General features: G+C 64.1%; 13 protein-coding genes. 9 read left to right on the top strand and 4 right to left on the bottom strand.

Annotated features, from left to right (window positions below; genetic code table 11):
- Positions 1-31: 31 nt before the first annotated feature.
- From IVB46_RS08570 to IVB46_RS08555, 4 genes are all read right to left on the bottom strand, one after another.
- Complete coding sequence (locus tag IVB46_RS08570; protein ID WP_247312824.1) at positions 32-1162, bottom strand: ABC transporter substrate-binding protein; 1131 nt, start codon at positions 1160-1162, stop codon at positions 32-34.
- 58 nt (positions 1163-1220) lie between these two features.
- Complete coding sequence (locus IVB46_RS08565; protein WP_247342484.1) at positions 1221-2099, bottom strand: shikimate dehydrogenase; 879 nt, start codon at positions 2097-2099, stop codon at positions 1221-1223.
- A gap of 143 nt (positions 2100-2242) precedes the next feature.
- Positions 2243-3181 (bottom strand): LysR family transcriptional regulator, encoded by a 939-nt coding sequence (locus IVB46_RS08560; protein WP_247312818.1) that lies wholly within the window; start codon positions 3179-3181, stop codon positions 2243-2245.
- 249 nt (positions 3182-3430) lie between these two features.
- On the bottom strand, positions 3431-3607 hold the full coding sequence (locus IVB46_RS08555) for a hypothetical protein (RefSeq protein WP_014491261.1): 177 nt from the start codon (positions 3605-3607) through the stop codon (positions 3431-3433).
- A gap of 165 nt (positions 3608-3772) precedes the next feature.
- Here IVB46_RS08555 and IVB46_RS08550 point away from each other — a divergent pair, with 165 nt between their 5' ends.
- From IVB46_RS08550 to IVB46_RS08510, 9 genes are all read left to right on the top strand, one after another.
- Complete coding sequence (locus IVB46_RS08550; RefSeq protein ID WP_063979905.1) at positions 3773-4510, top strand: LuxR family transcriptional regulator; 738 nt, start codon at positions 3773-3775, stop codon at positions 4508-4510.
- A gap of 83 nt (positions 4511-4593) precedes the next feature.
- Positions 4594-5253 carry an acyl-homoserine-lactone synthase gene (locus tag IVB46_RS08545; RefSeq protein ID WP_071909116.1) on the top strand — a complete coding sequence of 220 codons (660 nt, stop codon included), beginning with the start codon at positions 4594-4596 and terminating at the stop codon, positions 5251-5253.
- Between the two features lies 1 nt (position 5254).
- A complete protein-coding gene (locus IVB46_RS08540; RefSeq protein WP_008540920.1) occupies positions 5255-5473 on the top strand; it encodes a hypothetical protein in 219 nt (72 codons plus the stop codon).
- Between the two features lie 296 nt (positions 5474-5769).
- Complete coding sequence (locus IVB46_RS08535; protein ID WP_008143427.1) at positions 5770-6687, top strand: branched-chain amino acid ABC transporter permease; 918 nt, start codon at positions 5770-5772, stop codon at positions 6685-6687.
- A complete protein-coding gene (locus IVB46_RS08530) occupies positions 6684-7628 on the top strand; it encodes a branched-chain amino acid ABC transporter permease (protein WP_247312815.1) in 945 nt (314 codons plus the stop codon). The genes IVB46_RS08535 and IVB46_RS08530 overlap by 4 nt, the downstream gene beginning before the upstream one ends.
- A complete protein-coding gene (locus IVB46_RS08525; protein ID WP_063979902.1) occupies positions 7621-8388 on the top strand; it encodes an ABC transporter ATP-binding protein in 768 nt (255 codons plus the stop codon). Before IVB46_RS08530 ends, IVB46_RS08525 begins: the two co-directional genes overlap by 8 nt.
- Entirely contained in the window at positions 8381-9109 is a 729-nt protein-coding gene (locus IVB46_RS08520) for an ABC transporter ATP-binding protein (protein ID WP_247312812.1), read from the top strand. The genes IVB46_RS08525 and IVB46_RS08520 overlap by 8 nt, the downstream gene beginning before the upstream one ends.
- 31 nt (positions 9110-9140) lie before the next feature.
- Positions 9141-10130, top strand: a complete 990-nt coding sequence (locus IVB46_RS08515; protein ID WP_247342481.1) for an AraC family transcriptional regulator — start codon at positions 9141-9143, stop codon at positions 10128-10130.
- A 110-nt stretch (positions 10131-10240) separates the two neighbouring features.
- Complete coding sequence (locus IVB46_RS08510; protein ID WP_247312806.1) at positions 10241-12532, top strand: TonB-dependent siderophore receptor; 2292 nt, start codon at positions 10241-10243, stop codon at positions 12530-12532.
- The last annotated feature ends 107 nt before the right edge of the window (positions 12533-12639 follow it).

Genomic DNA, 12639 nt, shown 5'->3' with positions numbered 1-12639 from the left:
CTCTCCCCGCAAGCGGGGAGAGGCGAAGACTTCACTTCACCTTGGGCAGCACCTGCTTCACCACCTGCTTGCCTTCGACCACCTCGACCAGAAAGCTCTGCCGGTCGATGTCGCCGGTCTCGCTGAAGGTGACGTCCATCAGGATGCCCGGCTCGTCCGCGGCCTTGATGGTCAGGCCATGCAGCGTGTCGGCGAACGCCTTGCTGTCGACCTTCCCCATCTTCTCGGTGGTGGCCTTCACCATGTAGACGGCGAGATAGCCCTTCAGGCCGTTATGGTCGGGCACGTAATTGTACTTCTTGGAAAACTTGTCGCGGAACGTCTTGATCAGGTCGACCGGTGCGTCCGTGGTGAGGCCGACATGGCCGCGCGCACCGTTGGCGGCATCGCCGGCCAGCTCGATCACCTTCTGGCCGATCAGCGTGGTCTCGCCCATCAGCGGCGCGGTGACGCCCTGGCGCTTCAGCTCTTTCAGGATGCGCGCGCTCTCTTCTTCATTCAGGTAGACGAACACGGCGTCGGGATTGGCGGCCTTGATCTTGCCGACGTCGGCGGCGAAGTCGGCTTGTCCCGCTTCAGTCGAGAGATCGGCGACCACCTTGGAGCCAAGCCGGTCGAGTTCCTTCACGACGACGTCGCGTCCGCCACGGCCGAAGTCGTTGTTGACCCAGACCACCGCGACCGTCTTCGCCTTCATGTCGTCGTGGATGTATTTTGCGACCTTCGGCATCGACGATTGCTGGCCGAACGAGGTGCGGAACAGGAACTTGTTGCCGGCTTGCGTCAGCTCGGCGGCTTCGCCGCCCATGATCTGCGCGATGCCGGCTTCGGCCGCGAGCGGCGCCGTCACCTTGACCGAGCCGGAATAGCCGGGCCCGAGCAGCACATAGGGCTCGGCGTCGAGCGCCTTCTGCACCTGGGCGCGGGCAACGCCGGGGTTGGACTGCGAATCGGCGTGGCTGACCTCCAACTTGCGTCCGAGCACGCCGCCCTTGGCGTTGATCTCCTCGATCGCGAGGTCGATGCCGTTCTTCCAGTTGGTGCCGACGGTGGCGCCGCCGCCCGAGAGCTCGGCGACGTCGGCGAGCTTGATCGCCTGCGCGTGGACGCTGGTTGCAGTCGCGAAGGCAAGCAAGGCGCCTGCCACTAGGGTCGATTTCATGGTCACTCCTCCCATTTTTCGTTGATGTTGTCCGCGGCCTTGTGTCCGGCCGCTTCGGTTACGCTGCGTGGTAGGCCGCGCTTCGTGCCGCCATCACCTCGTCGAATGCCTCTCCCATGACCTCGGTCGATGGGGCAAGGCCGGTGAACAATTCGAAGGCGTCAGCGGCCTGGTAGATCGCGAGCTCCCGCCCGGTCATGATCCGCGCGCCCTCGGCCTGTGCCGCTGCAAGCAGCGGCGTGATCAGCGGCGAATAGACGGCGTCCGCGACCCACATTTTCTCGTGCAGCAAGGTCGCCGGAACCGGCATGCCTCGGTTCGGCAGCATGCCGACCGGCGTGCCGTTGACGAGGCCGGTTGCGCCATCGAGCGCGTCCTCGACGCTTTTCGCCACCGTGGCGCCGCCGTGCCTGGCAAGCAATGAAGCGAGCTTTTCGGCGCGCGCCGTCTCGCTGTCGAAGATGCGGAGGTCGGAGACCTTCAGGCTCGCCAGCGCAAAGGCGATCGCCTTGCCGACGCCGCCCGTGCCGATCACGGCGACTGCATTTGCGGACGGTGCCAGCAGCGGCGCGACCGCGCGCGCAAACCCGGTCGTGTCGGTGTTGTGGCCGATCAGCCGGCCGTCCTTGACGACGACGGTGTTGACCGCGCCCATGGCGGCCGCGCCCGGCGCCAGCTCGTCGAGCAGCGGGACCACCGCTTCCTTATAAGGGTAAGTCACGTTGACGCCGGCAAAGCCGAGCCGCCGCACGCCCTCGAGCATCATGCGAAGCCCGGCCGCATCGGCGCCGGCGACCTCGATGAGCTGGTAGTGACCGCGCAGGCCGAGCGCCTCGGCGGCCCGCTCATGCATGGCAGGGGAGGCGGAATGCGCGATCGGCGCCCCGATCAGGCCGGTGAGAAGCTTCTTGCTGGCGGCGTATCCGCGCTTGGACATGGTTGGCTATCGTCTCGTTGGGAGCGTTGGGTCCTGGCCATTAGCGGGGAAATCCGCACAATTCCAAGGGGCTTCCAGTTGCGACGATAGCCTTTCCCGTGCCTAACACAATTACCCATTTATTTGGCAAACCTAACATAATGTTATTTCTTGCGCCCGCGTGCCGGGGCGGCGTTGCCCTCGGTGCGGGACGGCTCCACCGCGCGCATCTCGGCGCGCAGGGACTCGATGAAATACTCGACATGGAGCGACAGCGGCGCGCCGCGCTTCACCGCGATATAGGTCTCGAACCGCGTCGGCTCGGTGATCTTCAACAGCTCGATTCCCGGATAGCCGCCATGGGCCACCGTGAACTGGTCGATGATGGCGATGCCGAGCCCTGCCTTCACCAGCGCACACACCGTGGTGCCGAAGCGTGCGCGGATCGTGATGTTGTAGTCGAGCCGGTGGCGCGCAAAGATCCCGGCCATGATCCGGCCGTAGGGATCGTTGGGATCGATGCCGATCAGCGGATAGCGGGTGATCTCGGCCGCCGAGACCTGCTTGCGGCCGGCAAGCTCGTGACCCGGCGGCACGATGCAATAGAGCTCACCCGAGGCGAGCGGCATGAAGTCGAGCCCGGAATGCTCGAGCCGATAGCTCATCGCCACGCATTCGCCGCGGCCGAGCAGGAGGTAGTCGATGGCCTCCTCGAGCTTGAGGATGTTGATGTCGATGCCGAGATCGGGGTAGCGGCGCCGGACGCGCTCGATCGCGCGCGGTACCATCACCTGGGAGATGCTCGGCACCGAGCCGATGCGCAATTCCGACAAACCGCCGCGGCCGATCTTGGAGATGAGCTCGGAGAGGTCGTCGACCTTCTTGTAGACGCCGTTGATCTGCTCAAAAATGTTCTCGGCTTCCGGCGTCGGGAAATAGCGCCCGTTCTGGCGCTGGAAGAAGCGGATGCCGAGCGTGCGCTCGGTGTATTTGACCAGCCGGCTGATCCCCGGCGCCGACACGTTGAGCAGCTTCGCCGCGCCGCCGATGGTACCCGTCACCATCACGGCACGGATCACTTCAACCTGGCGCAGCGTCATCATGTCGTGGGCATCCCAAAGAGGATCGTGGTGGCGATCATCTCACGAGAGCCATGATGTCATCCAGCGGCAAGTGTGCGACGGAGCGGGCGGCGCTTTACCCTCCCCCTCCAGGGGAGGGTAAGAGCGCAGCTCGCTCACCGGCAACAATTTCTGATTAACTTCGCAGTCAGAATGTTTCGGCCAAAATCGGCGCGTTCGAATGGAAGGGCGCCGCTCGCGCAGAACGTACGCCTCACCTGTAACTGTGTTCTAGCTCGCCGGGCTCTCGGGCGACGCGCTGCCGGGCCGCTCCGCGCGTTCGCGCTGCAGCACTTCGCGCGCGTACTCGATGATCTTCTGCTTGTTTGCCGTTTCGCGGACGGCGAAAAACACGCGGTTGAGTTCCAGGCCGAGCACGCTGTTGAGGGCGATGTCCTCGTCTTCCATCGTGATTTTCCCGCTTCAGACGCCATAGGTGTAACTTGACGTCACTTCCTCCACAAGTAGATTAAATCTCGGGTGCAGACGAGGGCCGGTAAACTACGGAAGCAGCGAATTGAGGCAGCTCCCAAATACGTGCTATACCGACGGCGAGGCTCAGGAAACGTACCGATGTCCGCCGTAGACGCCGTAGATTATGGCCGGGAAGCGCTCGACTTCATCGAAGGCCTGGGGACCTATCGCAAGGTACCGGACGCCATGAATGCGCTTGAGGCGGCGTTCGGTCGCTTCGGCTTCGAGACCATCATCGTGACGGGGTTGCCGAATCCCGATCAGCGGTTCGCGCAGATGGTGCTCGCCAAGCGCTGGCCGGCAGGATGGTTCAATCTCTACACCCAGAACAATTACGACCGCGTCGACCCCGTGGTGCGGCTGTGCCGGCAATCGGTCAATCCGTTCGAGTGGTCGGAAGCGCCCTATGATGCCGAGCTCGAGCCGAGCGCGGCCGAGGTGATGAACCGCGCCGGCGATTTTCGCATGTCGCGCGGCTTCATCGTGCCGATCCACGGGCTCACCGGCTACGAGGCGGCGGTGTCGCTCGGCGGCGTCCATCTCGACCTCAATCCCCGCAGCAAGCCGGCACTGCACCTGATGGCAATGTATGGCTTCGACCATATTCGCCGCCTGCTGGATCCGGCGCCGCATCTGTCGACGCGTCTCACCCCGCGCGAGCGCGAGGTGATCGCCTGGGCCTCGCAGGGCAAGTCGGCCTGGGAGATCGGCGAGATCCTGCACATCACGCAGCGCACCGCAGAAGAGCATCTTGCAACCGCCGCGCGCAAGCTCGGCGCCGTCAACCGTACGCATGCGGTTGCACTGGCGATTCGCAACAAGCTCATCAATCCCTAAGCGACGTACTGGGAAATTTCCCAATATCGAACCTGCCTCTTTTCGCAGAGGCTGCCCCTCATTCCGGCTGAATGGGGGTTTTCATGATTCACGCAATTTCTTCGGTCAATCGCCACCTTTACGAAGACGTACTCGAGCAGCACTTCCGACTACGCCACGACATCTTCGTCGAGGAGCGGCACTGGGAGACGCTGCGCCGGCCTGATTGCCGCGAGGTCGATTCCTACGACGACGAGGACACTGTCTATCTGCTTGCGCTGGAAGGCCGGCGCGTCGTCGGCGGTCACCGGCTCTACCCCACCACCAAACCCTCGATGATGAGCGAGGTCTTCCCGCATCTGGCATCGGTTCGCGGCTGCCCTGCGAATCCGCTGGTCTGGGAATGGTCGCGCTACTTTGTCGTGCGCGATCGCCGCGACGGCACTCTCAACCTGCAACTGATGGCAGCGGTGCAGGAGTTCTGCCTCGATCAGGGAATCGCGCAGGTCAGCGCGATCATGGAGACCTGGTGGCTGCCGCGCTTCCATGAGGCCGGCTTCGTCGTGACCCCGCTTGGTCTGCCGGAGCTGGTGGAGAACGCCTGGACCATGGCGGCGACCATCGACATTCGCCGCGAGACCCTTGATGCCCTGCATGATCGCATCGGCATGGATTCGATCGTACAACAAGACGGCCCGCGTCTGGACGCCGTCGCCCGTGCCAACCTCTGCGGCCTTGCTGCCGCGCAACGAAAGAGCGCCTGAAATGTCGAACATGATGCGGGACAGCCAGATCATGGCGCAGACCAAGGACGAGAATCTCGGCTACATGTCCGACATGGCGCTCGAGCTGGCGCAGATGGCGGAAGACACCGGATTGGCAACGCTCGCCTATCTGTTCCGGATGGCGGCGCTGGAAGCCTCGACGGCCAACAGCGTGCTGGCCGAGCCGGATGATCTTCCCCGGCAGATGACGTCGCACTAGACGCCTTCTCCGACTTCCGTCGACCTTCGCGCCCTCTCCCAGGCATGCCTGGGGGAGGGCGATCGTTTGGGTGCGGCAGGTTGACCCATCCTGCGCGGCAGCCTTCTTGCAAGGCCAATTTCGATCGCATGCACCGGCATGCAACAAAGTGCATGTCTGGTGTTGAATCGCTCTTGCCTCGGAACGATACTGCCATTACCCATTTTTCCGCCTTGAAGAGGCAGGGGGAGCTCTTTCACTGATGGCGACCGAGTTCGAACATCGGCGCGACACCGCGTGCGCCTGAAAGAGTTTTGATGCTGCTCGTCGTCGAACAGTTCTTGAACGGATTGCAGTTCGGCCTGCTCCTGTTCCTGCTCGCGGCCGGCCTGACGCTGGTGTTCGGGATCATGGATCTCGTCAACCTCGCGCACGGCTCGCTCTACATGATGGGCGCCTATTTCGCCGCGACCTTTGCGGCCTGGACCGGCAGCTTCCTGCTCGGTGCGCTGCTGGCGTTAGGTGCGACTTTGGTGCTCGGCATCGTGCTGGAGATGTCGGCACTGCGGCATCTGTACGGGCGCGACCATCTCGACCACGTGCTCGCGACCTTCGGCCTGATCCTGTTCTTCAATGAAGCCGTGCGGCTGATCTGGGGTCCGGCCGGGCTTGCGCTGCCGCTGCCGGCCTGGCTCACGGTGCCGGTGCCGATCCTGCCCGGCATCCACTATCCCGCCTATCGTCTCGCCATCATCGTGGTGGCGCTGCTGGTCGCGCTGCTGCTCTATCTCGGCGTGATGCGCACCCGCATCGGCATGCTGATCCGCGCCGGCGCCTCCAACCGCGAGATGATCGGCGCGCTCGGCATCAACATCAAGCTGCTCTACACGCTGGTGTTCGGCCTGGGCGCCGCGCTCGCCGGCCTCGCCGGCCTGATGCAGGCGCCGATCCTCACCGTGCAGATCGGCATGGGCGAGAACATCCTGATCCTCGCCTTCGTCATCATCGTGATCGGCGGCATCGGCTCGATCCGCGGCGCGTTCCTCGCCGCGATCTTCGTCGGCATGATCGACACGCTCGGCCGCGCCTTCCTGCCCAATCTGTTGCGGCAGGTGCTGAGCGGCGCCGCCGCCTCCACCGCCGCGCCCGCACTGTCGTCCATGCTGATCTATCTGCTGATGGCGATCGTGCTGGTGGTGCGCCCGGAGGGGCTGTTTCCGGCCAACCGTCGATGAAGGCTTTCACTGTGAGCAAGGCCGTCACGGCCCTGATGCTGGCGGGCCTCGTGCTGCTGCCGCTCTATTCGCAGCTGTCCGGCAACATCTTCATCCTGACGCTGTTCACCCGCATCGTCATCCTGGCGCTGGCGGCCGCGAGCCTCAACCTCATCATGGGTTTTGGCGGCATGATGAGCTTCGGCCACGCCGCCTATCTCGGCATCGGCGGCTACGCGGTCGGCATGCTCGCGCAGGAAGGCGTCGGCTCCGGCTTCATCCAGTTCCCGGTCGCGCTCGCAGCTTCCGCGATCTACGCGCTGGTGATCGGCGCGCTCTCGCTGCGCACGCGTGGCGTCTACTTCATCATGATCACGCTGGCATTTGCGCAGATGGCCTATTACGTCGCCTCGGGTCTTGCGCGTTACGGCGGCGATGACGGTCTCACCGTCTACAAGCGCAGCGACTTCTCCGGCCTGATCAACCTGTCGAACCGCACGCAGTTCTATTATCTCTGCCTCGCCTGCCTGTTCGCCGTGATCGTCCTGATCTGGCGCATCGCCAATTCGCGCTTCGGCCTCGTCTTGCAGGGCCTGCGCTCCAACGAGCAGCGCATGCAGGCGATCGGCTTTCCGGCAAAACGCTACAAGCTCGTCTGCTTCGTCATCTCAGGCATGATGTGCGGCCTTGCCGGCGCACTGCTCGCCAACAACACCGATTTCATCAGCCCGGCCGTGATGTACTGGACCCGCTCCGGCGACCTCATGGTGATGGTGATCCTTGGGGGCATGGGCACGCTGTTCGGCCCCGTGATGGGCGCGGTGGTGTTCTTGCTGCTGGAAGAATTCCTGTCGCAGATCACCGAATACTGGGCGCTGATCATGGGGCCGCTATTGCTGTTGATCGTGCTGTTCGGCCGCGGCGGCATCATGGGCCTGCTCGGGAGGCTCAATCGTGGCTGAACCGCTGCTCCGCGTCGAAAAACTGGTGCGCCGTTTCGGCGGCATCGTTGCGACGGACAACGTCTCGCTCGACGTAGCTAGCGGCGAGCTGCACGCCATCATCGGCCCGAACGGTGCCGGCAAGACCACGCTGATCAGCCAGCTCACAGGGCACCTCGAACCGCATTCCGGCAGCGTCTCGCTCGGCGGTCGCGACATCACCTATCTGCCGGCCTATCGCCGCTGCGCGCTGGGGCTCGCCCGTTCGTTCCAGATCACCTCGCTGCTGCTCGACTTCACCGCCGCCGACAATGTCGCGCTGGCGGCGCAGGCGCATGCAGGCCACTCGTTCCGCTTCTTCGCCAATGCGCGCAAGGAGAAGGGCCTGCGCGATGCCGCCCATGCCGCGCTCGACCGCGTCGGGCTCGGCCATCGCGCCGATGTCCTGGTGTCCAGGCTCAGCCATGGCGAGCGCCGCCAGATCGAGCTCGCGGTCGCGCTCGCGAGCAAGCCGAAGCTGCTGCTGCTGGACGAGCCGATGGCGGGTCTTGGCGTCACCGAATCCCAGCGCATGGTGCAACTGCTTCAGGAGCTGCGGAAGGAAGTCTCGATCGTGCTGGTCGAGCACGATATGCCGGCGGTGTTCGCGCTGGCCGACCGCATCTCGGTGCTGGTCTATGGCCGCGTCATCGCCTCCGGTGATCCAGCCGCGATCCGCGCCAATGAGGACGTCAAGCGCGCCTATCTCGGCGACCAGCATGTGGTGACGCACCATGTCTGAAAAGGCGATGGCTGACACGCTGCTCGACGTCGACGGCATCGAGACCTGCTACGGCCTCTCCCAGGTGCTGTTCGGCCTGTCGCTGTCGATCAAGCCGGGCGAGATGGTCTCGCTGATGGGCCGCAACGGCATGGGCAAGACCACCACCATCCGCTCCATCATGGGCCTGACACCGGCGCGCGCCGGAACGATCCGCTTCGCTGGCGCCGAGGTGCGACAGCTGCCGTCCTACCGGATCGCCAAGCTTGGCGTCGGCCTCGTCCCCGAGGGACGCCAGATCTTCCCGAACCTCACCGTGCGCGAAAATCTCGTCGCGGCCGCGGCCGATCGCTTCGGCAGCAGCAATCCCTGGACGCTTGCCGCCATCTACGTGATGTTTCCGCGCCTCGCCGAGCGTGCCTCCAACATGGGCAACCAGCTCTCCGGCGGCGAGCAGCAGATGCTCGCGATCGGCCGCGCGCTGATGACCAACCCAAAGCTGCTGATCCTGGACGAAGCGACCGAAGGCCTCGCCCCGCTGATCCGCGAAGAAATCTGGAACTGCCTGTCGCTGCTCAAGAGCCGGGGACAGTCGATCCTGGTCGTCGACAAGAACGTCGACCACCTCGCCCGCATCTGCGACCGCCACTACATCATCGAGCGCGGCAAGACGGTGTGGAGCGGCACGTCCGTCGAGCTGATGGCGGAGCCGGATCTGCAGCATAAATATCTGGGTATCTGACGCGCTCCTGGATCTGGTTGCCGTATCGTCGGTGCAGATCGCCGCGCGCGCAGGCGTCAGTTTCGAAGCTCTCCAAACTGCGCGCAGAGGTCTTGAGTGCGCCGCCGCCAGCCGCCAATGTCGCGGCGTAGCGGATTCGATGCAGGACTTTTACAATCAAATTGCTGGACGGCCTGACGACGACATCATCGGCTCCGCACAGCGAGGCGCTTCGACAGCGCCTCAATGGCTGGATTTCCCGGGCTGTGTGTTCATCAGAGGTGAGTTTCGCGCCGATCCCGATCGGCCCGCAATCGTAGCGCCGGGCTTGTTCATCTCCGTCGCACTCGATGAAGGCGCAGGCCGCGGCATTCTGACGCGCACAACCGGTGCAGGGCAGATGACGGCGATTGCCGTGCGCGAATCCCTCGCTGTGGGAGGCTCGGTTCGCTGCGGCGAACGTCCTGCGATCGGCCTGGCGCTTCCCCAAGCCTCCATCGACGGGCTTGGACTCGGCGACGAGGTTCGGGCGCTGTTCAAGACCGACGCGTTGGGCACGGCCATCGTCTCTCTCACGGCGTCTCCGCGTGTGCAGGCCCTCGCGGCAGAAATGTTCTCGCCACCGGTGGCCGGAAACGCGACGCAATTGCTGCTGTCGGCGCACGCCGCCGAGATCGTGGTCCACGCCTTGTTCGGCAAGCGCGGAATCGCGCTCGAGCCTGCAGCCGACCTCCAGCGGGTGCGGTTGGAATCGGTCAAGGTGCGAATGGATGCCGATCTCGCTTATCCCTGGAGCATCGACGAACTGGCGCGGAATGCGGGGCTGAGCCGCCGGTCCTTCAACCAGAAATTCCAGATGGCGTATGGCGAGAGCGCGATCGACTATTTGCGGGCCCGCCGGCTCGATGCCGCACGTGACCTTCTGATTCATCAACGGTTGTCGGTCACCGAGGCGGCCTTTCGGGTCGGCTATGCCCATCCGGCCAATTTCGCGACGGCGTTCCGCAGGCACTTCGGCTATTCGCCGAGCCGCTGTCAGTGAACTTGAACGCCTCCACGAGCGATCAAAGGTGATTTGCGCGCGCGCAAAGGCGGTGTGCGCCTCGATCTGGTTACTCCCGGGTTGTTCGAACACGGAACTCGGGGAAGACAATGACGAGCAACGACGGGCGGACGCTCGGCTGGGAACGGATGGCGAGAACTGGTCTGGGAGCGGCCGGCCTGGGAATAGTCCTGCATGCAGCGCCGTCGGTCGCACAGACCTCCGGGACCAATTCGACGTCGACGGCGGCGACATTGCCCCCCGTCACGGTGGAGGCACCGATCCAGGCGCGTCCGCGCACCCAGCCCGCTCAGCGAGCTTTGCAGTCGTCGCGCGGTCGCGTCGCGACGCAACGCAATGCCGGGCCCGCGCCGGCCGGAAATTCGGGCATGCGCGAGGCCGGTGCCGGTCGCGCCAACGCGTCGAGCGAGAGCAGCTATGTTGCAGACAGCAGCCCGGCGGGTACCAAGACCAACACGCCGTTGCTCGAGACGCCGCAGTCGATCTCGGTCGTGACGCGCAAGGAACTCAACGACCGTGCCGTCCAGACGCTGACGGAGGCGGTTGGCTATGAACCTGGCGTCCGCATCGATGCCTCCGGCTACGATCCGCGTTTCGACGCGATCGCGATCCGCGGCTTCGACATCACTTATAACGGCGTTTATCTCGACGGCCTGCGCCTCGTGGGAGCAGGTCTCAGCGTGTTCAAGACCGAGCCTTATGGGGTCGACAGCATCACTGTGGTCCGCGGGCCTAGCTCGGCGCTCTATGGCCTCGGCTCGCCCGGCGGATTGATCGATCTGTCGAGCAAGCTGCCGACCAGCCAGCCGTTTCACGAAGTGCAGACGGTGTTCGGCGACCGCGATCGCATCCAGGGCAATTTCGACCTGTCGGGCCCGGTCGATGCCAACGGTCAGTTTTCGTATCGGCTGACCGGCGTGATGCGTGACGCGAACGTGTTCGTGCCCGGCGGCAAGGATAACAGGACCTACATCGCGCCCGCCGTCACCTGGAAGCCGGATCAATCGACGACCCTGACGATTCTCGGGTCCTATCAGAAGTCGAAGACGCCCGGATCCATGTTCACCCACTCCACGGGCACCGGCACCGCCACGGACATCTTCACGGGCAGTCCGTCCTACAATTCGCTCGACCAGGAGCAGGGACGCGTGGGCTACCTGTTCGAGCACGCGTTCAACAACGACGTGACCGTCCGCCAGAAATTCCGTTACGTCGATGTCGACGCGGTCACCCGCTATGTGGGCTTTCTCGGCGCGCCGGTGGGCAATGTCGTCTCGCGCTACACCGGCTACGTCCACGACACGCTGCAATCTGCCATCATGGACAACCAGGTCGAGGCCAGGCTATCGACCGGGCCCGTGCAGCACACACTCCTGATCGGCACCGACTACACCTCGTCGAAGTTCAACGACAAGCAGGGATTCGGCTTCGGCGTCTCCGATCTCAACCTGGCTGCGCCGGTCTACGCGCCGGAATCCATTCCCGATCCCGCGATCTCGTCCTCGACAGCCCAGCGGCAAACCCAGTCCGGCGTGTATGTTCAGAACCAGGCCAGGCTCGATCACTGGATCCTGACATTGAGCGGCCGCAGCGACTGGGTCAGCACCACGGGTGAGGATCTGTTCGCGCTGACCCGGCAGACGCAGTCCGATCAGGCCTATAGCGGGCGAGCCGGGCTGACCTATGTGTTCGATTCCGGCGTTGCGCCTTACGTCGCCTATTCAACCTCGTTCTTTCCCAATCTCGGCGTCGATCCGTCGGGCGCCTTCTTCAAGCCGACCACCGGCAAGCAGACCGAAGTCGGTGTGAAGTACCAGCCGCAGGGGACGAGGAGCTTCATTACCGCGGCGGTGTTCGATTTGACCCAGGACGGTGGCCTGGTCACGACGGGGACGGGCGTGACGGTCCAGCGCGGGGAGATTCAAAGCCGCGGCTTCGAATTGCAGGCGCTTGCTAGCCTGGGCGGTGGTTTCGACATCACCTCGTCGTACACCTATCTCGACATGGTGACCAAGCAGGCCGCTGACGACTCGCTGATCGGCAAGTTTCCCTCGGGCAATCCCCCGCATACCGCGACGCTGTGGGCGAACTACGCCCTGCCGCTGGCCGGACCGTTTGCAGGATTGAGCGTCGGTGGCGGCGCGCGTTACATGTCCTGGAGCTACGGCGATGATGCGAACACTTTCAAGAACAGCTCGGTAACCCTGATCGACGCGGCGCTGAAATATGATTTTGGCCAGGCGGCGAAGGAGCTGAAGGGCCTCCAGTTCCAGGTCAATGCCAAGAACCTGTTCAATCTGCACTACACCACGTGCCAGGTCGGTTACTGCTACCGCGGCGCGCCGTTAACCGTCATCGCAACGCTCGGCTATCGCTGGTGAACCAGCTTGCGCCTGAGAACCCCGGTTATCCGGTCAATATGTCTTACCCAAATCGCTGGCGCCAGCGACTAACGCGCCAGGTGGTGGGTGCCGATTTCAACCAAAGT

This window comes from Bradyrhizobium sp. 61 (genome assembly GCF_023073075.1).
GTDB lineage: Bacteria > Pseudomonadota > Alphaproteobacteria > Rhizobiales > Xanthobacteraceae > Bradyrhizobium > Bradyrhizobium barranii.
Note: the sequence above shows the minus strand (reverse complement) of the source record. Positions and strands in the feature narration are given on the sequence as shown.

What these genes read in the sequence shown, in the direction of transcription:
- IVB46_RS08570 (WP_247312824.1), bottom strand. Translation starts at nt 1,162, where the DNA reads ATGAAATCGACCCTAGTGGCAGGCGCCTTGCTTGCCTTCGCGACTGCA.
- IVB46_RS08565 (WP_247342484.1), bottom strand. Translation starts at nt 2,099, where the DNA reads ATGTCCAAGCGCGGATACGCCGCCAGCAAGAAGCTTCTCACCGGCCTG.
- IVB46_RS08560 (WP_247312818.1), bottom strand. Translation starts at nt 3,181, where the DNA reads ATGATGACGCTGCGCCAGGTTGAAGTGATCCGTGCCGTGATGGTGACG.
- IVB46_RS08555 (WP_014491261.1), bottom strand. Translation starts at nt 3,607, where the DNA reads ATGGAAGACGAGGACATCGCCCTCAACAGCGTGCTCGGCCTGGAACTC.
- IVB46_RS08550 (WP_063979905.1), top strand. Translation starts at nt 3,773, where the DNA reads ATGTCCGCCGTAGACGCCGTAGATTATGGCCGGGAAGCGCTCGACTTC.
- IVB46_RS08545 (WP_071909116.1), top strand. Translation starts at nt 4,594, where the DNA reads ATGATTCACGCAATTTCTTCGGTCAATCGCCACCTTTACGAAGACGTA.
- IVB46_RS08540 (WP_008540920.1), top strand. Translation starts at nt 5,255, where the DNA reads ATGTCGAACATGATGCGGGACAGCCAGATCATGGCGCAGACCAAGGAC.
- IVB46_RS08535 (WP_008143427.1), top strand. Translation starts at nt 5,770, where the DNA reads ATGCTGCTCGTCGTCGAACAGTTCTTGAACGGATTGCAGTTCGGCCTG.
- IVB46_RS08530 (WP_247312815.1), top strand. Translation starts at nt 6,684, where the DNA reads ATGAAGGCTTTCACTGTGAGCAAGGCCGTCACGGCCCTGATGCTGGCG.
- IVB46_RS08520 (WP_247312812.1), top strand. Translation starts at nt 8,381, where the DNA reads ATGTCTGAAAAGGCGATGGCTGACACGCTGCTCGACGTCGACGGCATC.
- IVB46_RS08510 (WP_247312806.1), top strand. Translation starts at nt 10,241, where the DNA reads ATGACGAGCAACGACGGGCGGACGCTCGGCTGGGAACGGATGGCGAGA.